Origin of the sequence: Campylobacter sp. BCW_4332 (genome assembly GCF_001763175.1) — a bacterium.
In the GTDB taxonomy this organism is placed as follows: domain Bacteria; phylum Campylobacterota; class Campylobacteria; order Campylobacterales; family Campylobacteraceae; genus Campylobacter_D; species Campylobacter_D jejuni.
On the sequence record NZ_MJYF01000036.1, the window covers coordinates 32,464 to 55,374 of the forward strand.

Annotated in this window: 22 protein-coding genes, 1 tRNA gene and 2 pseudogenes; 14 read left to right on the forward strand and 11 right to left on the reverse strand. The window is 29.8% G+C overall.

Annotation, left to right across the window (positions count from 1 at the left end; genetic code table 11):
* Nucleotides 1-83 precede the first annotated feature (83 nt).
* Nucleotides 84-1,244 (forward strand): M23 family metallopeptidase, encoded by a 1,161-nt coding sequence (locus AJN64_RS02685; RefSeq protein WP_044779066.1) that lies wholly within the window; start codon nucleotides 84-86, stop codon nucleotides 1,242-1,244.
* On the opposite strand, the gene AJN64_RS02690 is transcribed toward AJN64_RS02685, so the two are convergent.
* The 4 genes from AJN64_RS02690 to AJN64_RS02705 are packed head-to-tail and all read right to left on the reverse strand — an operon-like array spanning nucleotide 1,241 to nucleotide 5,250.
* Nucleotides 1,241-1,444 (reverse strand): hypothetical protein, encoded by a 204-nt coding sequence (locus tag AJN64_RS02690; protein ID WP_002853612.1) that lies wholly within the window; start codon nucleotides 1,442-1,444, stop codon nucleotides 1,241-1,243. The two genes, AJN64_RS02685 and AJN64_RS02690, sit on opposite strands and share 4 nt — an antisense overlap.
* Nucleotide 1,445: 1 nt before the next feature.
* Nucleotides 1,446-2,126, reverse strand: coding sequence for a polyphenol oxidase family protein (locus tag AJN64_RS02695; RefSeq protein WP_002880585.1), 681 nt, complete (start codon nucleotides 2,124-2,126; stop codon nucleotides 1,446-1,448).
* Complete coding sequence (locus AJN64_RS02700) at nucleotides 2,090-2,701, reverse strand: riboflavin synthase (protein ID WP_070292632.1); 612 nt, start codon at nucleotides 2,699-2,701, stop codon at nucleotides 2,090-2,092. Before AJN64_RS02700 ends, AJN64_RS02695 begins: the two co-directional genes overlap by 37 nt.
* An 8-nt stretch (nucleotides 2,702-2,709) precedes the next feature.
* Nucleotides 2,710-5,250, reverse strand: a complete 2,541-nt coding sequence (locus tag AJN64_RS02705) for a hypothetical protein (protein WP_070292633.1) — start codon at nucleotides 5,248-5,250, stop codon at nucleotides 2,710-2,712.
* A 161-nt stretch (nucleotides 5,251-5,411) separates the two neighbouring features.
* On the opposite strand from AJN64_RS02705, the gene groES reads away from it, so the two are divergent.
* Together groES and groL are read left to right on the forward strand one after the other, a co-directional pair.
* A complete protein-coding gene (groES, locus tag AJN64_RS02710; RefSeq protein ID WP_002825273.1) occupies nucleotides 5,412-5,672 on the forward strand; it encodes a co-chaperone GroES in 261 nt (86 codons plus the stop codon).
* A gap of 19 nt (nucleotides 5,673-5,691) precedes the next feature.
* Nucleotides 5,692-7,329 carry a chaperonin GroEL gene (gene groL, locus AJN64_RS02715; RefSeq protein ID WP_070292634.1) on the forward strand — a complete coding sequence of 546 codons (1,638 nt, stop codon included), beginning with the start codon at nucleotides 5,692-5,694 and terminating at the stop codon, nucleotides 7,327-7,329.
* A gap of 42 nt (nucleotides 7,330-7,371) precedes the next feature.
* Here the strand turns inward: groL and dccS are convergent, their stop codons facing one another.
* Together dccS and dccR are read right to left on the reverse strand one after the other, a co-directional pair.
* Nucleotides 7,372-8,562: a two-component system sensor histidine kinase DccS gene (gene dccS, locus AJN64_RS02720; RefSeq protein WP_070248815.1), complete on the reverse strand. Its 1,191-nt coding sequence runs from the start codon at nucleotides 8,560-8,562 to the stop codon at nucleotides 7,372-7,374.
* Nucleotides 8,555-9,220, reverse strand: a complete 666-nt coding sequence (gene dccR / locus AJN64_RS02725) for a two-component system response regulator DccR (RefSeq protein WP_070292635.1) — start codon at nucleotides 9,218-9,220, stop codon at nucleotides 8,555-8,557. Before dccR ends, dccS begins: the two co-directional genes overlap by 8 nt.
* A 148-nt stretch (nucleotides 9,221-9,368) precedes the next feature.
* Between dccR and AJN64_RS02730 the strand changes: the two genes are divergently transcribed.
* The 3 genes and pseudogenes from AJN64_RS02730 to AJN64_RS09925 form a co-directional block, all read left to right on the forward strand.
* The gene (locus AJN64_RS02730) at nucleotides 9,369-9,968 is read left to right on the forward strand and encodes a bacteriohemerythrin (RefSeq protein WP_002861919.1); all 600 of its coding nucleotides are present in this window, start codon (nucleotides 9,369-9,371) and stop codon (nucleotides 9,966-9,968) included.
* 10 nt (nucleotides 9,969-9,978) lie between these two features.
* Nucleotides 9,979-10,218 (forward strand): annotated as a pseudogene (locus AJN64_RS09725) (ribbon-helix-helix domain-containing protein); the annotation flags it as partial.
* Between the two features lie 45 nt (nucleotides 10,219-10,263).
* A pseudogene (locus tag AJN64_RS09925) lies at nucleotides 10,264-10,350 on the forward strand (CopG family transcriptional regulator); the annotation flags it as partial.
* 86 nt (nucleotides 10,351-10,436) lie between these two features.
* Here the strand turns inward: AJN64_RS09925 and AJN64_RS02740 are convergent.
* From AJN64_RS02740 to htrA, 4 genes are all read right to left on the reverse strand, one after another.
* A tRNA-Asn gene (locus AJN64_RS02740) sits at nucleotides 10,437-10,511 on the reverse strand.
* 91 nt (nucleotides 10,512-10,602) lie between these two features.
* Nucleotides 10,603-11,850, reverse strand: a complete 1,248-nt coding sequence (locus AJN64_RS02745) for an ArsS family sensor histidine kinase (RefSeq protein WP_004305599.1) — start codon at nucleotides 11,848-11,850, stop codon at nucleotides 10,603-10,605.
* Entirely contained in the window at nucleotides 11,847-12,521 is a 675-nt protein-coding gene (locus AJN64_RS02750) for a response regulator transcription factor (RefSeq protein ID WP_002777451.1), read from the reverse strand. The genes AJN64_RS02745 and AJN64_RS02750 overlap by 4 nt, the downstream gene beginning before the upstream one ends.
* 75 nt (nucleotides 12,522-12,596) lie before the next feature.
* Nucleotides 12,597-14,015, reverse strand: coding sequence for a serine protease HtrA (gene htrA / locus AJN64_RS02755; protein ID WP_053872286.1), 1,419 nt, complete (start codon nucleotides 14,013-14,015; stop codon nucleotides 12,597-12,599).
* Between the two features lie 199 nt (nucleotides 14,016-14,214).
* Here htrA and AJN64_RS02760 point away from each other — a divergent pair, with 199 nt between their 5' ends.
* From AJN64_RS02760 to AJN64_RS02795, 8 genes are read left to right on the forward strand one after another with little or no spacing between them, the layout of a single operon-like run.
* A complete protein-coding gene (locus AJN64_RS02760) occupies nucleotides 14,215-15,108 on the forward strand; it encodes a DnaJ family protein (RefSeq protein ID WP_053872287.1) in 894 nt (297 codons plus the stop codon).
* A gap of 14 nt (nucleotides 15,109-15,122) precedes the next feature.
* Complete coding sequence (gene hspR / locus AJN64_RS02765; protein WP_002861924.1) at nucleotides 15,123-15,497, forward strand: heat shock transcriptional regulator HspR; 375 nt, start codon at nucleotides 15,123-15,125, stop codon at nucleotides 15,495-15,497.
* A 6-nt stretch (nucleotides 15,498-15,503) separates the two neighbouring features.
* Nucleotides 15,504-17,129 (forward strand): cation:proton antiporter, encoded by a 1,626-nt coding sequence (locus tag AJN64_RS02770; protein WP_070292636.1) that lies wholly within the window; start codon nucleotides 15,504-15,506, stop codon nucleotides 17,127-17,129.
* 9 nt (nucleotides 17,130-17,138) lie between these two features.
* Entirely contained in the window at nucleotides 17,139-17,471 is a 333-nt protein-coding gene (locus tag AJN64_RS02775; RefSeq protein WP_044306143.1) for a hypothetical protein, read from the forward strand.
* On the forward strand, nucleotides 17,468-18,088 hold the full coding sequence (locus AJN64_RS02780) for an HAD family hydrolase (RefSeq protein ID WP_053872289.1): 621 nt from the start codon (nucleotides 17,468-17,470) through the stop codon (nucleotides 18,086-18,088). Before AJN64_RS02775 ends, AJN64_RS02780 begins: the two co-directional genes overlap by 4 nt.
* 55 nt (nucleotides 18,089-18,143) lie before the next feature.
* Entirely contained in the window at nucleotides 18,144-20,138 is a 1,995-nt protein-coding gene (gene glyS, locus AJN64_RS02785) for a glycine--tRNA ligase subunit beta (protein ID WP_053872290.1), read from the forward strand.
* On the forward strand, nucleotides 20,135-20,956 hold the full coding sequence (locus AJN64_RS02790; RefSeq protein WP_053872291.1) for a M23 family metallopeptidase: 822 nt from the start codon (nucleotides 20,135-20,137) through the stop codon (nucleotides 20,954-20,956). The genes glyS and AJN64_RS02790 overlap by 4 nt, the downstream gene beginning before the upstream one ends.
* Nucleotides 20,953-21,903 (forward strand): SAM-dependent methyltransferase, encoded by a 951-nt coding sequence (locus tag AJN64_RS02795; RefSeq protein ID WP_002870996.1) that lies wholly within the window; start codon nucleotides 20,953-20,955, stop codon nucleotides 21,901-21,903. Before AJN64_RS02790 ends, AJN64_RS02795 begins: the two co-directional genes overlap by 4 nt.
* On the opposite strand, the gene AJN64_RS02800 is transcribed toward AJN64_RS02795, so the two are convergent.
* A complete protein-coding gene (locus AJN64_RS02800; protein WP_070292637.1) occupies nucleotides 21,900-22,874 on the reverse strand; it encodes an exopolyphosphatase in 975 nt (324 codons plus the stop codon). The two genes, AJN64_RS02795 and AJN64_RS02800, sit on opposite strands and share 4 nt — an antisense overlap.
* Nucleotides 22,875-22,911: the final 37 nt, after the last annotated feature.

Here is a 22,911-nt window from a genome sequence, read left to right on the forward strand (position 1 = left end):
TTTTTTGTTAAGCAATTGTAAGAAAAATAAAGTAAAATATAGCTTTCAAATTTCAAAATTCTTTTAGCAATTAAGGTTATCTCATGAAAAAATTATTACTTTTATTTATTTTTGTTATTCAAAGTTTTGCAGCTTTAAGTGTTGAAGAGCTAACTTGGGATAATGGAGATACCTTACTTAAATTCTTACAAAGAAATTCCATACCTATGTCGCTTTATTATGGACTTGATAGAGAAGATCAAGAGCTTGCTTCTGATATAGCCTACAAAATAAAATATCAAGTTTTAAAAGATGAAAACAACAACATAGAACAAGTTTTAATTCCAATTAGTGATGATTTACAAATTCATATCTATAAAGATAAAGGTGGACAATACACTCTTGCTTTTACTCCTGTATCTTATCAAAAAGAAGATAGAATTTTACATTTAACCATTAAAAGCTCTGCTTATCAAGATGTCTATGAAGAAAGTGGTAGCAGCACTTTAGCTCGTGCTATGGTTCGTGCTTTTCGAGGAAGTATAAATTTTCGCAATATCCAAAAAGGTGATGAAGTAACCCTATATTATGAACAAAAAAGACGCATGGGTAAACTTTGGGGTGATATAAATATAAAAATGGCAATGGTAGAAATCAATAAAAGCGCAAGAGAAGTCTTTTCTTATAATGATATATTCTATGATCGTGATGGCAAAGAATTGGAATCTTTTTTGCTTACAAAACCTGTGAATTACACTAGAATTTCTTCTCCTTTTACAACAGCAAGATATCATCCTATATTAAAACGCTATCGCGCCCATCTTGGTATAGACTATGCTGCACCTACCGGAACCCCCGTGAAAAGTGCTGGCAAAGGAGTAGTAACCTTTATAGGCACAAAAGGTGGTTATGGAAATGTAATTCAAATCAAGCATGACTCAGGTTATATGACTTTATATGCTCATCTTAGTCGTTTTGCAAAAATTAAAAACGGACAAAAGGTAAATCAAGGACAAGTAATTGCATATGTTGGTTCAACTGGTATGAGCACAGGTCCTCATTTGCATTTTGGAGTATATTTAAATAATAAAGCTATAAATCCTGCATCTGTTGTAAAAATCGCCAAATCAGAACTTAGTGGAAAAGCGAAAGAGAATTTTAAACATATCATAGCTGGATACGAGCAGGTTGTTAAAGAAGCCCTAGCTTCAAATCAACCCAATCCTCCAAAAGAAGAAGATTTTGAAAACTATATAGAATTTTAATTACTCAACAACGCTTTATCTTTTGCATTGATTAAAGAATTTAGAAGAGTTGCAAGCTCTTCTTTTTCTTTTTCATTAATTTCACAAAAATCCGCATCAATCAATTGTTTCACCAAAGCTTCATTTAGCAAATCCCCATCGCCAAATTCTCTAGCTTTTTGAATGATTTTTAACACTCTTAAATCTTTTCTTTCGTACATTTTAATCCTTTAAATAAACCACACTCACAAAACGCTTAGTCGTTTTATCTCGACGATAAGAAAAAAAACTCTCATCATCAAAGCTACAAATTCCACAATCTTTAATATTTTCAATGCCTAAATTTTGCGCTTGAAATTTTACTAAAGCTTTTAAATCAAGTTTATCGTCTTGAACAAATTCTTTAAATTCTTTTTTAGCAAATTCTAAAATTTCTCCATCTATTTCATAATTTTTAGCACAAATTCCAGGCAGGATAAAAAGATGAAATTTATTTTTATCTAAATGTGAATTTTGCATAGCAATTTGATCAACGCATTCTTTTAGGATATTTTCAAAGCTTCCTTTTCTACCTGAATGCAAAGCTGCTATAATGCCACTTTCATGATATAAAATTAAAGGCAAACAATCCGCACTTAAAACACAAAGAGCAGTATTTTTTTCCTTGCTTATAAGCCCATCACAACTGAGATTTTTTAAATTTTTATCATAAATAATAACTTTATGGGAGTGAATTTGATCCATAAAAACACATTTTTCAATGTCTTTAAAACCTAAATGAGAAAATAAATTCTCATTATGAATTTTAGCCCTAAAAACATTATAATCCTTATCAAAAGCACAAAAAATACCGACTTTATCATTTTCTAATAAAGATAAGAAATTCTTTCCACTTCTTCCCATGATAATCCTTTGTTTTTACCTTGTAATTGTGCATAAATATAACGAGCAAGCAAATCACTTTCTATGTTGATTTTTCTACCTACTTGATAGTCTTTAAAAAGCGTTTCTTTAAAGGTAATAGGAATAATAGTAAGCCTAATACCATTTTTTAAAATTTCATTGATAGTAAGACTTACTCCATCAACACCTATACTTCCTTTTTCTGCCATAAATTTCATAGCTTCTTTAGGTAAAGATATATGAAAATCTACTCCATTTTCATCTTTTTGAATTTTTTCAAGCATGCCGATAAAATCAATATGTCCTTGCATAAGATGTCCATCAATTCTATCACCGTATCTTAAAGCAGATTCTATATGAACTTTATCTTTTAAATTTTCTATAGCTATATGAGTGCGACTTTCGCGAGAAAGCTCCACTTCAAAACCTCCCTCATAAAGTTTTGTCACACTCAAACAAGCTCCATTCACAGCTATACTATCGCCAAGATTTGGGCGATATTTTGCTTTTAAACTTAAAGTATTGTTTTGATAAGATTGAACTTTAGCAATTTCTCTTATGAGTCCATTAAACATTTTTTACCTTAAAAAATCTTATTTAATAATTTATTCACCGCTTTATCAACTTTATCGCCCGTACTTTTAGCACCATCACTCACACCGCCACCTACTACATTTTTAATAGAATTTAACACACTTCCTGCATTTAAATTCACTTTAGGATTTTCCGTAGTTCCTGTAATACTTCCTTTAAAATTGGCTCTATCGAGTTTAATATCAAAAGGCAAATTTAAAGCTCCGCTTTTAGAATTTAAAGCTCCTGATTGTACTAAAATATAAGAACGATCTGCTTGCATATTAAGATCAAGTTTGATATTTTCTTTTTTAATCAAAGCTTTAGCATTAACAGTGCGATAAACATCATTTGTAATATCTTTTAGCGTTAAAATTTTTAAAGCATTGGTAATAAGATTTGGTTTTAATTTACCCTCTTTCATGTCCAAATTAACCTCGCCTTCTTCGCTTAAAAGATTGTAATTTGCCTTCACATCTGCCTTACCTTGATAAACATCCATAAAGTCCAAACTTTGAGCTAGACTACTTAAATCCACTCCATTTAAATCAGCAAGCAAAAGGTTATTTTTAAGTGTGCTTTGAAGCTTCCCTTCAAATAAATTTGGACTATTTACAACAAAATTTAAACTCTTATCAAAACCTACCTTTCCATTAAATTCTGCCTTACCTTTAAGTTTTCTATCCAACAAAAAGCCTAGTTTTGAAAAATCATTTATCTTTAGACTAAAATCCGAATTTAAAAGCATTTTGCCTATATCAAAACTTCCTTGTAGTTTTGTAAGATCAGCTAAAGATGAATTTAAAACGGAATCAAATTGAGCGATATTGTTTTTAAAATTAATTTTGGTATTTAAATCATAACTTGTATTGTTTGGAAAATTTTTATTTAAAATGTTACTTAAAGTTGTAGCATTTAAAATACCTTTAGCTTCTAAATTTGCTTTACCATTAAGGTTGTTAAAATCGATATTATCTAAATTAACTTTTGCATTAACAATCCCACTGGCATAATTTGGCATACCTGCTATAACAAAAAGTTTAGATAAATCAAGTTTATCAATGTTTAAATCAAGTTTTTTACCATTTGAATCAGCCTTGATTACACCATCTGCCAAATTTGCATTTGCATTTAAATTTTGTATTCGAGTGCCTATAATATGAGCTTTTGCAGTAAGATCTGCCTTACCTTGTAATTTTTGTCCTGCTATAGTACTAAACTGAGACAAGTCATCAATAAAAGCATTTAAATCTGTATTTAACTCACTATTTTTTAAATTATAAGTTCCTTGAAGTTTTTTAATATTAAGCAAATTTGAAGCAAGTAAAGCATTGTAAGAAATATTACTATTTTTTGCATTTGCTTTAGCATCAAAACTAAAAATTGTATTTGGAAGCTCTATTTTAGCTATTTTTTTAAGCTCATTGGTGTTAAGTTTTGCATTGTTTATTTTTGCTTCAAGATCAAAATTAGAAAAATCCAAATCTGCATTTAGAAGTTTAGCATTTAAATTTCCAGAAACCAAAGCTCCATATCCTGCAAGAGCTAATAATTTTTCCAAGCTTGCTTCATTAATATCTGCAAAAATTTTATTATTTTTCAAACTTGCCTTTACTTCTCCACCAAGTCCAATAACTTGAGCATTTAAACTTGATAAAATATTATTTACAACACTTATTTGACCTATCACACCCAAACTACCATTTAGTCTAGTTTTTGTAAGCTTTTCAAGCTTTGCAAGAGAAGGAATACTTAAACTAAAATCAGTACTTAAAGCATTCTTGCTAATATCATAAAGAGTTTTTTGGGTTTGTAAGTTAAGATAATCATTGTAAATTTTACTTACAGCATAAATCTTATCTTCTTTAACATTGGCCAAAATTTCTGCTTTAGGATTAGAATTTAAAGGCAAGTCTAAAGAAAAATCTTTTTTTATCGCCTCATAGTTTATATAACTTGTATCAAGTTTTATGATAATATTTCCATCAGGTTTTAAATTCTGTGCTGAAATTTTTGCTTGAGCATTTAAAAAACCTTTAGCGTAACTAGGGTAAGATAAAAGATGAAGTATTTCTTCTATCTTAAGATTTTGCGCATCTAAATTTAAAGCAATAGGGCTGTAATTATACATTCTTGCATTTAAAAGTACATTTGAACCTAATAAATAACCTTTTCCATCTAAAGTAAAATCACTTGCTTTACCTTGAATCTTACCGCCAAAAGAAAGGTTTTGATTTAAATTTAAACCTAAATTTTTAGCATAATTTTGATTTAAAGAAATAAGATAGTCAAGATCAAATCCAAGCTTAAAAGGACTCAAAGCTCCCTTAAGATTAAAATCTGCCATATTTGCGATATTTGCTTGCAATTCAAGACTTGAAAAACGTAAATTAAAATGCGTGATATTTACATCTAATCCCGCACTTTCTTTGATCTTTTTTTGCGCTATATTTACCACTATATTATTACCAAAACTTGTGAAAAGTATGGTATAAATAGCAATTAAAAGCACAACAACAAAAGCTATAACTCCATAAAAAATCTTTTTCATTTTTATCCTTTAGTTTATTTTATAAAATAACTTTAGTCTATAAAACTAAACTTTTATAAATATTTTAATTTAAAGTATTGACAAAATTCATTTTTTATAGTATGATTTTATCACTCTAAATAAAAGAGTGCTAAAATCAATATTTTTAAGGATGGACAAAAATGAATTTTCAACCTTTAGGAAAGCGTGTTCTAGTTAAACGCGTTGAAGAAACCAAAACAACAGCCTCAGGCATAATTATACCAGATAATGCTAAAGAAAAGCCTTTAATGGGTGAAGTAGTGGCAGTAAGTAAAGAAATCACTGATATTGCAAATGGTGATAAAATCGTGTTTGCTAAATACGGTGGAACAGAAATTAAACTTGATAATAATGAATATTTAGTTTTAAATTTAGATGATATCTTAGGAATTTTAAAATAATTTATAAAAAGGATAAAAAATGGCAAAAGAAATTATTTTTTCAGATGAAGCAAGAAATAAACTTTATGAGGGCGTTAAAAAACTTAATGACGCGGTAAAAGTAACTATGGGGCCAAGAGGACGCAATGTTTTAATCCAAAAAAGCTTTGGTGCTCCAAGCATTACTAAAGATGGCGTAAGTGTTGCTAAAGAAGTAGAACTTAAAGACAGTCTTGAAAATATGGGTGCTTCACTTGTAAGAGAAGTAGCAAGCAAAACAGCTGATCAAGCAGGGGATGGAACAACTACTGCAACGGTTTTAGCTCATGCAATTTTCAAAGAAGGTTTAAGAAATATCACAGCAGGCGCAAATCCTATTGAAGTAAAACGCGGTATGGATAAGGCTTGCGAAGCTATAGTAGGCGAACTTAAAAAACTTTCTCGCGAAGTAAAAGATAAAAAAGAAATTGCACAAGTTGCTACAATCTCAGCCAACTCTGATGAAAAAATCGGAAATTTAATCGCTGATGCTATGGAAAAAGTGGGCAAAGATGGTGTTATCACTGTTGAAGAGGCAAAATCAATCAATGATGAATTAAATGTAGTTGAAGGTATGCAATTTGACAGAGGTTATTTAAGCCCTTATTTTATCACTAATGCAGAAAAAATGACCGTAGAGCTTTCAAGCCCTTATATCCTGCTTTTTGATAAAAAAATTGCAAATTTAAAAGATTTATTACCGGTTTTAGAACAAATTCAAAAAACAGGCAAACCACTTTTAATTATTGCTGAAGATATTGAAGGTGAAGCGCTTGCAACTTTAGTTGTAAATAAACTTCGCGGTGTTCTTAATATTTCAGCCGTAAAAGCTCCAGGTTTTGGCGATAGAAGGAAAGCTATGCTTGAAGATATAGCAATTTTAACAGGCGGAGAAGTGATTTCTGAAGAACTTGGAAGAACTCTTGAAAGTGCGACCATACAAGATCTTGGACAAGCTTCTAGCGTAATTATCGATAAAGACAATACAATCATAGTAAATGGCGCAGGTGAAAAAGCAAATATCGATGCAAGAGTAAATCAAATCAAAGCACAAATTGCTGAAACAACTTCAGATTATGACAGAGAAAAATTGCAAGAAAGACTTGCAAAATTAAGTGGCGGTGTTGCAGTTATTAAAGTAGGCGCAGCAACTGAAACTGAAATGAAAGAGAAAAAAGATCGCGTTGATGATGCTTTAAGTGCTACCAAAGCAGCAGTGGAAGAAGGTATAGTAATCGGTGGTGGTGCAGCACTTATCAAAGCAAAAGCTAAAATCAAACTTGATTTAAAAGGTGATGAAGCAATTGGTGCAGCTATCGTTGAAAGAGCTTTAAGAGCACCTTTAAGACAAATTGCTGAAAATGCAGGATTTGATGCAGGTGTGGTTGTAAATAGTGTAGAAAATGCTAAAGATGAAAACACAGGATTTGATGCTGCAAAAGGTGAATATGTCAATATGCTTGAAAGTGGAATTATCGACCCTGTTAAAGTAGAAAGAGTAGCTTTACTTAACGCAGTTTCTGTAGCTAGTATGCTTTTAACCACAGAAGCAACAATTAGTGAAATTAAAGAAGATAAACCTGCTATGCCAGATATGAGCGGTATGGGAGGAATGGGAGGAATGGGCGGAATGATGTAATATCTGCTCTAACCTCTAATCAGCAAGAAAAATTCTTGCTGATTACCAATTTAATTTAAAAACACTCCCTTGATTTTCTACAGATTCGCAAATAATCTTAATATCATTATCATCACAAACTTTTTTTACCAAAGAAAGCCCTATACCAAATCCTCCTTGATCGGTATTAAATCTTGTATATCTATCAAAAATTTGATTTAAATTTGACTTTGAAATTCCACAACCTGTATCCGCAATACTTAAAAAATTGGCTTTCAAAATTATAGAAATTACTCCACCTTTTTTATTGTATTTAATAGCATTGCTTATAAGATTATCAATCAATTTAGAAATTTGATTTTTAGGGGCAAAAATATTTGCTTGATTTAAATCAAGCTTTAGTGTAATTTTTTTTTGCTCAAAAAATACTTTAAAATATTCCAATCTTTCTTCAAGTAGCATTCTTAAATCAAATTTTTGTTTTTCTGTTTCTAAGGTATTAGGAAAATTATAAAAAACAAGATCAGAATACACTTGAGACAAACTTTTTGCAGCAAGCTTAATCCTTGTAAATTTAGCATTATCTCCTAAATTTTGATGCTCAAGTTGTTCTATACTCATCAAAATAACACTTAATGGAGTATTGAGTTCATGAGTTGAATCTTTAATAAAACGATTTAGTGTGCTGATTTTATCCTCTAAAGGCTTTAGAGCAATTTTTACTAGAATATAAGATATTAAGCCCAATATGCAAAAAGCCATAATAGCAAAACCAAAAACTTTCGTTCTAATCCAAAAAAGATCTTTACCAACATCTTCACCCTGTATTAAAATTTGCAAACCATCGTTAGTATTTACTTCTTCATTGCTAGCATGTCTTAAAAAATAATGATCCGCACTCATAGGAGCAAGGAAAAAAACCTTATTATCACAAATACCTCCACCTTTAAGCTCTATCTTTGCCTTTCTTAAATCAAAATCTATATTACTAAAAACAATCTTTTTAGCATCAAATATAGCAAATTTTAGTGCTGTGCTTTGAGCAATATTTTTTGCACTTATATCTATAGGGGTAAAACGAGAATTTAAGATGCTTATAACAATATTTCTATGATTTTCCCTCAAAGTGGCACCCTTTAAAACAACCAATTCTTCATATAATTTTTGATACCATAATGCAAAAAAAATAGTTAAAAAAATACCTGTAGTTGTTAGATAGATTAATAAAATTTGCCTAATGACTTTTTTAGCCATAGCAATATCCCCTGCCTCTTTGATTTATAATTTTTTCTTTTCCTAAAATTTTACGTAAATTTTTCACATAAGCCCTTAAACTTAGCTCACTAGGCTCTTCATCATAATCCCAGAGTTCTTCAAAAATTCTCTCTGTGCTTAAAAAGTTGTTTTTATTTTTAAGTAATAAAGACAAAAGCTTAATTTCTTTACTCGGTAAAGTCAAGGCTTTATTATTATAGTAAAGAATTTGTGTAGTAAATTCAAATCTAAATCCATCCTCTAAATCTTCAAAATCTTCATTTTTATGTGAAAAAGCTCTTTTAAGCAAAGCTTTAACCCTAATAGATAGCTCAGCAAGTTCAAAAGGTTTTTTTATATAATCATCACAACCTGCATCAAAGCCTTGTTTTAAATCGTTTGTTGTGTTTAAAGAAGTCATGAAAATTGCTGGGGTTTGCTTTCCGCTTTTTCTTAATTCTTTAAGCAATGAAAATCCATCTCCTAAAGGAACTTTTACATCTAAAATCCAAAGATCAAAATATCTTTCATAAGCTATATCTAAAGCTTCTTGCGCATTATTGCATAAAAATACTTCATATCCTTCATCATTTAAAAACTCTTCAATGATCTCACTCAAACTCAAATCATCTTCTAAAAGTAAAATTTTAGCAGCCATAATTTAAATCTTTCTAATTTCAAATCTCTTAAAATATATATCATTGTATCAAAATTCCTATCAATTATTTAATAAAATTTCATTTTTATTTAATTTATTTTTATCTATAATCCTTTTATATAAATAAATTTTTCCTTAAGGAGTTAAAATGCTTCCAAAATGGGATAATAGCTATAGTGTGCACAATGCTAAAATTGACGAGCAACATAAAAAGCTTTTTGAACTTGCTGCAAAAGTTGAAGTTGTATCAGATAGATCTGTAAGTAAAAATGAAGTCAAAGAACTTTTGGCTGAATTTTTTAATTATATGAAAGATCACTTTAATGATGAAGAAAAATACATGCAGCTAATAGGCTATCCAAATTTAGAAGAACATCGAAAAATACATAAAGAAATCATCCAAACCATGATTAATTTAATCAAAGATATCAAATCAACCAATGATCTTAAAGAAAAACTTTATATAGTGGCTAAAAAGTGGCTTTTAGAACACATACTATACGAAGACATGAAAGTTGAAAAATGGAGAAGTTCTTCTTTATCTACAGATGATGGCAGTGATATTAGCTTTGAAGCAGCAGAAGATGAAGATAATGAGCATCCACAATTTTATCTTTATATCTGTAATTGTCCTGGTAAAATTCACGATGTTCCTTATAACATTCATCAAAAAATAGAACTACAAGGTCACAAATTTACCTGCAAAACTTGTAAGCAAATTATAAAATTTTACAAAAAACATTCTTAAGGAGGATAAAATGAAACACAATGTAAAAACTTATTCTTTTAGAATGCCTTTAGAGCTTAAGGAGCGTTTGGATAATTTAAGTAAAAATCTTTCTAAGCCAAAATCAGCTATAATAAAAGAAGCTATAGAAGCTTATCTTAATGAAGTTGAAGATTTTTCTTTTGCTGTTAATGCCCTAGAAGAACTTAAAGATGGGGATTATCGAAAGGCGAGTAAAAAAATAGATAAAATTGTCAAAAATCTTCAAGAAAATTCTAATGATAACGAACTTGGTGATTTTGATTTTGCTATTGAAGCTTTAGAAGAACTTAAAGATGGGGATTATCAAAAGGCGAGTAAAAAAATAGATAAAATTGTCAAAAATCTTAAACAAACAAAATAAAAACTTTATCACAATTTTTTGTGATAAAGACTTATTAATTTTTTATGTTAAAATACATTTACGAATATTAAAATGGAGTTAAAAAGTGGCTCCGGATGTAGGATTCGAACCTACGACCAATCGGTTAACAGCCGACTACTCTACCGCTGAGCTAATCCGGAATATTTAAAAGTAAAATGTAATTATAGTGAAATTAAAAAACTTTGTCAAGGGTTTTTACACAAAAATGCATTTTTTATACAAAAAATTAATTTACTCCTTAACAATAACACTTTTTAAATTTCTAAAATAAAACAAATTTACCCCATCTTCATATAAATAATCAAGCTTCATTCCATGTGTTTCTAAAATAGTATTTACAATATAAAGCCCTAATCCAAAACTTGATTTTTGTTTTGATCCTTGAGTAAAAGCTTGAGTATAATATTCTAAAGTATTGTTAAGCTCAGGACCACGATTTTTAAAACAAATATAATCGTCTATAATATCAATTTGCACAAACCCATCTTCAGAATGTTTAATACCATTATCTATCATATTTTTAATCGCCGTAGTAAAAAGTTTAAAATCCACATTTACAAAAAAACTTTCTTCCATAAAAATACGTATATTGCTATCATCTCGCATTGCAATTTCTTTGGCTTCATCTAAAACATCTAAAATATTGTATTTTTTTCTATTTATAAAAGCAGCCCCTGAAGTAATTTGCTCAATAGCAGCAAATTCATTAATTAAAATTTCAAGTCTAGTAAAAACCCCATTTAAGCGCTCTTTATATTTATTATCTTCTATCATTTCTAAAGTTAAAAGCCCCTTAGTAATAGGAGTTTTGAGTTCATGCATAATATTTCTTAAAAAAAACTGACGAGATTGGTTTAGCTTTCGAATTTGAACAATGGCTTGATAAAAAGCTTCACTTACTTGTGAAATTTCATCCACCCCAGTGCTTACATCTTCTATATCACTAAGCTTTCCTTGGGCAAATTTATCAATTTGTTTTTTAAGTCTTTTGAGTGGTTTTAATTTTTTAAATATATAAATATAAAGTAATACAAGAATACAAATCACAGCTACAGCTATAGCTTTGATAATAAAATACCTATAGGTTTGATAATCTTGATCCTTATAAAGATAAACCTTTCCATCATAAATAATATTTAAATACACCTGTCTATTATAAGAAATAATCTCGATTAAGCCATTATTAACCTCAACTCTAGCTAAAACATCACCTCTAAAAAGAATTTTACGGATCTGCTTTGCTTCTGTTATCTCATCCATTTTATTATAATTTTTTGTCTGCTCTTCAAATTCTTTTTCACTGATAACTCCTGCAAAATTTAAGAGCCTTGCATTAGCTATTAAAGAATATTTTGTATTTAATTCTCTAGTATAATTTTGCTGATCGTATTCTATAAGCCACAAAAAGCCAAGTATAACACTAACCCCAGCAAAAATAAAAATAAAAGTTATAGTATAGAAAATCGAAGATTTGTTCATTGAGTAAGCTTATAACCTATTCCACGTATAGAGTGAATATATTTTGGAGTTTTTGGATCATCTCCCATCTTTTGACGAATTCTGCTGATAATAACGTCTATACTTTTATTGCTAGAATCCTCACTAATAGAAGAACAATTATAAACAAGCTCTTCACGACTTACCACTCCACCCTCTTTTTTAATCAAATAGCTTAAAATATCAAATTCAGCATTAGTTAAAGTAAGCTCTTGTCCTTTCATGGTAATAATATGCTTATATTGATCATAAACAAGATCTTTTACACTTTTTGCTATGGCGCTTTTTGTATTTGAAATACGTCTTAAATGACTTTTAATACGTGCTTGTAATTCTTTTGGATTATAAGGTTTTGGTAGATAATCATCTGCTCCAAGCTCTAAAGCATTAACCTTATCTGTAATATCATGTCTTGCACTTGAAATAATAATAGGTGTATCATACTTTTTACGAATCTCTTCACACACTTCAAGCCCATCAAGCCCTGGCAAAGAAAGGTCTAAAATGATAAGCTGATACTCTTTTAATGCGAGCTTAGAAAGACCTATATAAGGCTCATGAGCTATATCAACTTTCATATCAAATTTTTCCAAATATTCAGCTGTAATTTCCGCTAATTCTAAATCGTCTTCTATCATAAGAATATTTGTCATAGTTTTCCTTTATTTTAAACTTAATTTTAATTTTAAACTAAAATTTATAACGAAAGGAAAATCCTTCCGTTATTTTTATTTAAGCACAAGCAAAGTCGCAAAACCATTGCGGTATACCCAAACTTTAGTAAATTCTTTTTTACTAACTTGTTTTAAGGCTTGTTCTAAATCTTTTAAATTTTTAATTTCACTTTGTCCAACACCTATGATAATATCACCCTCTTGGAAACCAGAATTTTTTCCTTTGCTCTTTTCTTTAACACTATCAACCAAAACACCATTAACATCTTTTGGAATTTGCAAACGATCCTTAAGTCTTGGATCTAAATTTCTCAAACTCAAACCATCAATCAAATCGCTTTGTACGCCTTTAGGATTTTCTTTTTCACCTTTAAGAGTAAAACTTGTTTGCTTATTTTCTCCATCTCTTTCGTAACTTAATGAAATTTTTTGACCAATCTCTAAAGTTCCTATATAATTTTTAAGATCAATAGGACTTTTTATAACCTTATCATTAACTTTAGTAACTAAATCTCCACGCTTAAGCCCTGCTTCATCAGCACTTGAACCTTTTTGAACATCAGTAATCAAAGCTCCTTCTTGATTTTTGTAAGCTTTTTTAGTATCACCTTGCAAAGCTGAAATAGTCACACCTAAAAATCCTCTATCAATCTTGCCTTTTTCAATAAGTTTTTTAGCTATATCTTTAACCATATTTGAAGGTATAGCAAAACCTATGCCGTTGTTTCCACCTCCGCGAGAAAGAATAGCTGAATTAATACCTACTAAATATCCACGACTATCCACCAAAGCTCCACCTGAATTTCCCGGATTAATAGAAGCATCTGTTTGTATAAAATTTTCATATTGATTTAAACCTATATTGTCTTTATTTAAAGCAGATATTATCCCACTTGTAACACTAAAACCGACTCCAAAAGGATTTCCAAGTGCAAAAACAACATCTCCTTCCATTAAATCATCAGAATTTGTGAAAGTAATAGCTGAAAGATTATTAGCCTCTATTTTTATAACAGCCAAATCTGTTTTTGGATCTTTACCTATAAGTTTTGCTTTATATTCTGTATCACTTCCTGGTAAATTTACTGTAATCGTATCAGCATCATCTACAACGTGATTATTTGTTACTATATAACCATCTTTTGAAATAATCACCCCTGATCCCAAAGAACTCACCACTTCTTTATCATTTTTTCCTTTTCTTTGAGGAAAATCAAAATCAAAAAATTGTTTAAAATAAGGATCATTAAAAAAATCATCCAAAGGGCTTGGACGATTCGCTCTTGTAATAGTTTTTGAGGTAGAAATATTAACCACTGATTTTTTTGCATCTTTAATAGAATCATGATAAGAAAGCACTGCATTTCCAGCAGCAGGGTTTACACGATTAGCCGTTGTAGTTGATTCGTTAAAATTAATACTTGCAGCAAATAAAGCACTCGCTAAACTTAATGATAAAAAAATCTTTTTCATTTCATTTCCTTTTATTCTTAAAGATAAATTATCTCGTAAAATATTTTACTGTCTTCATAGTATAAAACCGAAAATTTACAAAATTGTAAATAAAACCTTGAGTGATAAAAATTTATAAAACTTGATTGACTTAGGCTAAAGTTTATGTTATAATTTAATCCTTTATATAATCAAGTAAAAATTTTTAAGGAAATATAACATGAATAGTTTATACGAAACTCTTGGAGTTAGCAAAAACGCTAGTGCAGATGAAATAAAAAAAGCTTACCGTCGCCTAGCTAGAAAATACCATCCTGATATCAACAAAGAAAAAGGTGCAGAAGAAAAATTTAAAGAAATTAATGCTGCTTATGAAATTTTAAGTGACGAAAAAAAACGAGCTCAGTATGACCAATACGGCGATTCTATGTTTGGTGGACAAAGTTTTCATGATTTTTCAAGAAATACTGGTGGGGTAAATTTAGACGATATTTTAAAAGATCTCTTTGGAGGAGGCTTTGGTGGACGCTCAAGAGGGGGTTTTAACGGCTTTTCTTCAAAAGGCTTTAGCAGTGGTTTTGGAGGATTTGGAGGTTTTGAAGAAGAAAATTTAGACAGCAATCTAGAGCTTCACATTCCTTTTGAAAAAGCTGTTAAAGGCGGGGAATATAGTTTTAATTTTCAAGGCGAAACCATTAAATTTAAAATTCCACACGGTATAAAAGAAGGCGAGAAACTAAGAATTCGCTCTAAAGGAAAACAAAGCAGAAATGGAACTAGAGGCGATTTAATCATTATTGTAAAAATAGAAGAAAGTCCTATTTACACAAGAGAAGATGATGATTTATATCAAAAGGTTGATATTTCTCTAAAAACTGCACTTTTTGGTGGAAAAATAAATATAAAAACACTCAAAGAAGGCAAGGAAGAAGCGACAATTAACATAACACCTAATTCAAAAAATAACCAAAAAATTCGTTTAAAAGGTTATGGGGTGCAAAATAGAAAAAGTGATATTTATGGGGATATGTATTTGATTTTAAATGTTGTTTTGCCAAATTTAGATGCTCTTGATGAAAAATTTATAGAACTCCTAAAAGAAAAATTACCTTAAAGAAGGAATAAAATATGGAACACCATTATGATGAACCTGTATATTTAATCAGTGTTGTGGCTAAAGTTTTAAGCATACATCCACAAACCTTAAGGCAATACGAAAGAGAAGGATTGATAGAACCAAGTAGAACCGATGGCAAAATAAGACTTTATTCTCAAAGAGATATTGACCGTATTAAACTTATATTGCGTTTAACAAGAGACATGGGAATCAATCTTGCTGGGGTAGATGTTATCTTAAAATTGAAAAACCAACTTCACGAATTTGAAAATTTAATTGATGAACTACGCTTAGAATTAAGCAAACAACAAGATAAAGAAGCGGCTAGTAAAGCCGTTGTCAAGCATAAAAATAGCTTTGATTTGATTTTTTATGAGAAAAAATAAAAAATAATGGATAATTTTTTAGAAATTTTTTTAATCACCGTTGCTATAGCTATAGTTTTAAATGTCATATTTAAAAAATTTGAAATTCCAACTATCATTGGATATATAGCTGCTGGAGAAATCATTTCTGAAATTTATCATTTAAGTGGCAAAGGCGAAATTACCCATATAGCCGAATTTGGTATAGTGTTTTTAATGTTTACCATAGGACTTGAATTTTCTTTTAAGCATTTAATGGCAATGAAACAAGAAGTTTTTTTAAACGGCTCTTTGCAGATGCTTACTTGTGGCTTTGTTTTTATGCTACTTGCTATAGGAATTTTGGGACTTGGAGATAAAAGCGCTACCATAGCAGGCTTTGCACTAGCACTTTCTTCAACCGCAGTGGTGCTTAAAATTTTAAATGATAATGGCGATATAAATGAGCAATATGGCAGAAAAGCATTGGGAATTTTGCTTTTTCAAGATATAGCCGTTATTCCTTTGCTTTTGCTTGTAGATATTTTTTCATCCAACAATCAAAACATAGAAAAACTCCTTTTTACCACTTTAATTTCAGCACTTATTTTAATCACTTTATTATTTTTCATAGGTAAATATTTAGTGGATAGAATTTTTAGACTCATTATCCACACTTCTTCTCAAGAAATTTTTATTAGTACTGTTTTATTTATGGTTATTGGAGCAAGTTTTTTAGCAAATTATTTCGGATTTTCTTATTCTTTGGGTGCTTTTATAGCAGGTGCTTTGATAGCAGAAACAAAATATAAACACAAAATAGAAGCAGACTTAATCCCATTTAGAGATTTGCTTTTAGGGCTTTTTTTCATAACTGTAGGCATGCAAATTCAACTTGATGTAGTGGCGCAAAATTGGTTTTTAATCATAGTTTTAACCCTTCTTGTAATGGCTTTAAAATTTGGCATAGTTTTTGGCTTTTTATTTCTTTACACCAAAAAAAGAGTAGCGCTTAAAACAGCTTTTGCCATAGCGCAAATTGGCGAATTTGCGCTAGCAATTTTTTCTCTTTTGCAAGCAAAAAATATGCTTGATATCAAAACTTCACAAATTTTAATTGTTGTTTCTATTTTAACCATGATTATCACGCCTTTTATTTTAAACAATATAAGAAAAATTACCAATGCTGTAGAAGATATAGCGCTTAATACCAACGCCGTGCAAAATATTGACAGCAATATCAAGCTTAAAAATCATCTTGTTGTTTTTGGCTACGGACGTTTAGGTCAAGAAGTCGTACAAAAAATCAAAAACACAGGTGTACCTTACCTTGTTTTAGAAAGTGATTTAAATTTAGTAGAACTTGGAGTTAGTCGAGGTGAAAATGTCGTTTTTGCTAATGCTACTCAAGAAGAAACCTTAAAAATTGCCAATATAGAAGAATGTGCCGTAGCTATTATCACAGTTACAAATGAAGCTAAACTTGAAATTTTATGTCAAGTGCTAGCTAATTATCCAAAACCTATAGATACTATCATTCATGTAAATGGAACTTTGAAAAAGATGCTTTTTTCTAGCATAGATGAAAATATACGCATCATTCGCTCTGAAAAAGTAATCGCTAGAAATTTAGTTCAAGAAGCACTAGAATGCCGCATTCATAAAAATACCTAAGGAAGAATTTTGACAAAAAACGAAGAAAAAGCCTTACGCGTAAAATACCTAAGAAATCTTGAAAAATTTTTCAATGGCGCTATATCTGCACTTAAAAAAGAAGATTTTGATAAAACTAAATTTGAAGAAAGAATGTTAAAAAATGCTAAATTTTTTGAAAAAAATCCCGCGGTAAATCTTAACTCAACCTACGCAAAAAATCTTGAATTTTTTGTCAATTCCTGTTTAGATTTTTCCAAAGAAAAAAGCGAACTTTTAAATCTTGCCAATGCTTTAGATAAGCAAAAAAAACAAGGTGAGAAAAAAGAAAAACATAAAAATTATTTAAAGGATTATGAATGATTAATATATTTTTTGATATGGATGGAACTTTAATCGATAGTGCAAATGCCATTTCTTGTGCAGTTAATGAAATAAGGCAGGATTTAAACCTAGCCCCACTTTCAAGAGAAATCATTATGCAAACCATCAATACTCCCAATATTGACTGGGCAAAAGAACTTTATAATATAGAAAATTTCCATCATTCTAGTTTTAAAGAAGGCTATGAAAAATATTTTGTCAAACACTATGAACAAAGCGTGGTGCTTTTTGAAGGAGTGAAGGAACTTTTAGAATTTTTAAAAAGCAAAAATTGTTTTTTAGCTATTGCCACTAACGCCCCTCAAAGCTCACTTTCAAGCATACTTAAAAAACACGATATCATTCCTTATTTTGATAAAATTTTAGGCATAAGTTTAGGCATAGAACCCAAACCTCATCCTATGATGCTAGAGCTTTTAAAAAGCGAGGCTCCACATAAAACAAGCGTTTTTATAGGAGATAGTCAAAAAGATAAAGAATGTGCTAAAAATGCCAATTTGCCTTATTTTCATGCCAAATGGTATCAAAAAGATTTAAAAGAAAATGAATTTAGCAACGCTAGTGAACTTAAAGGCTTTTTGCAAAAGTATTTATAAGTTTTTTAATGAAATTTTAGTTAAAATTAGAAACAAATTTTAAAAAGAGTAAATTATGAGTGAATTATTAATAGAAATTGGCACAGAAGAATTACCTGCTATTCCTTTGTTAAAAGAATTAGCTAATATAGAAAAAAAATGGAAAAATGTTTTAGAAGAATATCGCTTGGTAAGTGATTTTAAATTTTATTATACTCCGCGTCGTTTAGTTTTTTTTCATGAAAATTTTGCAGACAAACAAGAAGATAGTTTTGCTGAATTTATAGGAGCGCCTAAAAATGTTGCTTATAAAGATGGAGTTTTAACTCCTGCGGGACAAAGCTTCCTGCAAAAAGCAGGGATCAGTGAAAATGAACTCACTTTTAAAGAAATCAAAGGTAAGGAAGTTTTATATCATCAAAAAGCTATCAAAGGTTTGCAAAGTCAAGAAATTTTAGGAGAAATGGTAGAAAAATTTCTAAAAAGTCTTAGTTTTGGCAAAAGTATGCGTTGGGGTGCAAATTCTTTTGAATTCATTCGTGCGATCCGTTCTATAACTTGCATTTTAAATGATGAACTTGTTGATTTTCAAAGTTATGGGGTAAAAAGTGCTAAAAAAACTTTCATTCACAGAAGTGTAAGTTATGATTTGAAAGATTTTAACAATGCAAAAGAATATTTTGAACTACTAGAAAAAAACTATATCATCCTTGATCCAATCAAAAGAAAAGAAAAAATACTTGAACAATTTAAACTCATAGAAAGTCAAAAAAATATACAAATTGGAGAAGATGAGGAGCTTTTAGCTGAAGTAGTTGCTATCACAGAATATCCTAATGCACTTTTAGGAAGCTTTGAAGAAGAATTTTTAGAAATTCCTAGCGAAGTCATCATCGCTTCAATGAGAGAAAATCAACGCTATTTTGCGGTTTTTAACGACAAAGGCTTAAGTAATCATTTTATAGTAGTAAGCAATGCAGTATGTAAGGATTATTCAAAAATCATACATGGAAACGAAAGAGTTTTGCGTGCAAGACTTAGCGATGCAATGTTTTTTTATCAAAATGATTTACAAAGTGGCTTAAAACCTGAAAAACTTGCCAAAATGACCTATCTTGAAGGTTTAGGCACAATGCAAGATAAAAGTTTAAGAGAGATTAAAATTGCTGAAATTTTATGTCAAATGCTTCATAATGATAAAATCGAAAATATCAGCACAGCGCTAAAATATGCTAAAGCTGACTTAGCCACACAAATGGTTTATGAATTTACTGATTTGCAAGGCATTATGGGAAATTATTATGCGCAAAAAATGGGCTTAGATTATGAAATTTGCTTAGCCATCAAAGAACAATATCTTCCTAATTCTGAACAAGCTCCACTTCCAAGCACAGAATTTTCAAGCATAGTAGCCCTTGCAAACAAGCTTGATACCCTTATAGGACTTTTTAGTATAGGAAAAATTCCAAGCGGAACAAAGGATCCTTATGCCTTAAGAAGAGCAGCCAATGGGATCATTAAAATCGCTCTAAATTTAAATAAAGAATTTGATATCCAAATTTTATTAGAAAAACTTTCAAGTCATTATAAAAGCTTTGATATGCAAATTTTAAAAGATTTTATTTTTGAAAGACTTTATACTTTTTATACGGTCAATGCTTCTTTTGTAAAAGCGGTTTTAAGCTCACAAAATACAGATCTTATTCATATCAATCAAAGCGTAAATGCTCTTATAAAACTTAGCAAAAAAGATAATTTTAATGAAAATTTTGCAACCTTTAAAAGACTGGCCAATATCGCCACTAAAAATCCTCATAAAGTTGATGAAAGTCTTTTTACTCAAGAAGTAGAAAGCAAACTTTACAAAGCTTTTCAAGAAAAAACTAAAGCCAACTCTTTACAAGAAAAACTTGAAAATCTTTTTGCACTCAAGCCTTTTATCGACGAGTTTTTTAATCAAGTAATGATTAATGCTGAAGATGAAAAACTTAAAAATAATCGCCAAGCTTTGGTTTATGAAATTTATGCGGAGTTTTTAAAAATCGCCGATCTTAAAGAGTTAAGCCTATGAAAGCCTTATGGCTTTTTTTAAGCCTTGCTCTTTGGCTTTTTGGAGCTCAAAATTTAGAACTCATCAAAGGTCAAGCTTTATTTTTGGAGCTAGATAAGAAAGATTTTTTATCTTTAAAAAATAATGATAAAAATATTCTCACCTTTGCACATCCTAAAAATCAAGAAAAAATTCTAGCTATTTTTTCCTTACCTTACAAAAATCCCCCGAAAAATACAAAACTTATCGCATTTTATAAAAATAAAAAAGAAGAAATTTTCATAAAAACTTTAGAAGGTAATTATAAAAGTGAAAAATTGCAAGTTGAAAACAAAAAGATTTTTCCGCCAAAAACCGTACAAGAACGCATCGCTAAAGAATTAAAAGAAGCCAATGCGATTTATAGCTCTTATACTCCAAAAGCTTTATTTAACGGTGCTTTTAATATACCTTTAAAATCTTTTATCACAAGTGATTTTGGTAAAGCAAGAACTTTTAATGAAAAAGTAGCAAGTTATCACAGTGGAACAGACTTTAGAGCTGCCACAGGAACGCCTATTTATGCAGCCAATTCAGGCATAGTAAAAATTGCAAAAGATCGTTATTTTGCAGGAAATTCGGTAGTTATTGATCATGGTTTTGGAATTTATTCACAATACTATCATCTTTCTAAAATCGATGTTAAAGTAGGACAAAAGATAAAAAAAGGTGAGCTTATAGGACTTAGCGGGGCTACAGGTAGGGTAAGTGGGCCGCATTTGCATTTTGGAATTTTAGCTGGAGGCAAACAAGTCGATCCTTTGGATTTTGTCTCCAAATTTAATGCTATTTTTCAATGAAATTTAGTGACTTTTTCCATGCTTGGCTCCATGAGAGCTATTATAAAAATGCTGTAAGTATAGGAAAAAACGGAGATTTTTTTACTGCTGTGAGCGTAGGAAATCTTTTTGGCACACTTTTAGCCAAGCATTTTTTAAATTTAATAGATAAAAAAATTTTACAACTCCCTTTAGAACTTGTAGAAATAGGCGCTAATGAAGGCTATTTAAGTCGTGATTTTTTATCCGCTTTGCTTGAATTAAGACCTGAAATTTTTTCTCAAATTTCTTTTTTCGTCATAGAACCGCATGAAAAATTAAGAGCTTTACAAAAAAACACTTTAGAAGGAGTGGAATTTACTCACAAAAATAACCTTAAAGAATGCCATTTTAAGAACGCTTTTTTCTTTTGCAATGAACTTTTTGATAGTTTTACTTGCGAACTTATAAATCATGATAAAATGGCATTTGTAGAAAATTTTAAACTTATTTTTAAAAATATGGATGAAAATTTAATCACAAAATGCAAAGCTTTAAATTTTACAAAAGGCGAACTCAGCTTAGAACTTGAAAATTTTTTTAAAGATTTAGATCAAGCTTGCGATAGATTTGTATTTGCAGGATTTGACTATGGAACTTTTAATGTACAAAATTTTAGCTTAAGAATCTATCAAAAGCACGAAGTTTTTAGCCCTTTTGAAGTATCTTTAAAAGATTTTTTCGGCAAAAGCGATCTAACTTATAATGTTAATTTTACCCATCTTCAAAAACTCATCAAAGCATATGATTTTAAACCTTTAAATTTTAAAAAACAAAGTCTTGCTTTAATGGATTTTGGTTTTGAAGATTTATTAGAATACACAAAAAATAAAAACATTAAAACTTACGAAAGTTTTTTATCTCAAGCTAAAATTTTATTTTTTAATTTTGATGAAAAATTTCATTTTTTCGAATTCCAAAAAAATTAAAATTTGATATTTTTCATACTCGCCAAACAAACTCCCTCCCTTAAACCCTCATCAATGACTAGAAGTTTATGTTTATCAAACAAAGCATAAAACAGCAAACAACCTGCACTCAAATAATTTTTTCTCATCATGCCTACTTCTTTTATGGCCTTTTTTTCTTCCATATGAAAAAGTTTAATAGCATAATTTAAAAAATCCTTATGGCAAAGTTTTTTACCATTTACTCTACTTGCTTCATACTTTTCATAGCTTATATTTTGTTTTAATGCACCAAGTGTAGTAGGAACTCCGGAATTTAAAACCACCGTTTTAACCCCTAAAGAACGAAGTTCCTTTTTAATCATAACCACCTCATCAAAAGCCCTAAAAGCTAGATGCTTTAAATAGGGATTTGCAATTAAAAAATGAATTTTAAGTTTTTTATCTTTAATATTGATGATAAATTTAGGATATTTTTTTATCAATTTTTTATAAGAAATACAAGATTTACAATAAGAATAGCGATTTTTTTCATAAAAACTAATAATACCAAAATCAAAACTTTTAAAACTTTTTCTAAAAGAAAGCTCACAAGAAGCCCCTCCTAAATCACAATACGCAAACTCTCCCCAAATTTTAAGCCTTCTTAAACCTGATTGCATGCCTAAAACACTGATCTTAGCTTCACTTTTAGCATCTATAAGCTTAAAATCAATCCCAAATTCTTCTTTTAAATGGGCAAAAATTTCATTTGTATTGCTTGCTTTTCTAAAAGCTGCAGTCGCCACAGCTCTTGCTTTGCTTAAATCTTGCTCTTTAGCTAAAATACTCAAAGCATTTTTTAATCTTTGTATGGCTTCTTTAGAAATTTCTCCACTTTGATTTAAATTTTTCGCTGCTCCAATAACAAATTCATATTCTTTTAATTTATTTAATTTTTCATCTATTTGCACTGCTCTTAAAGTATTTGAACCAAGATCTATACCTAACATGACTTTCCTTGTTTGATTTTATAGTATAATAGCAAAA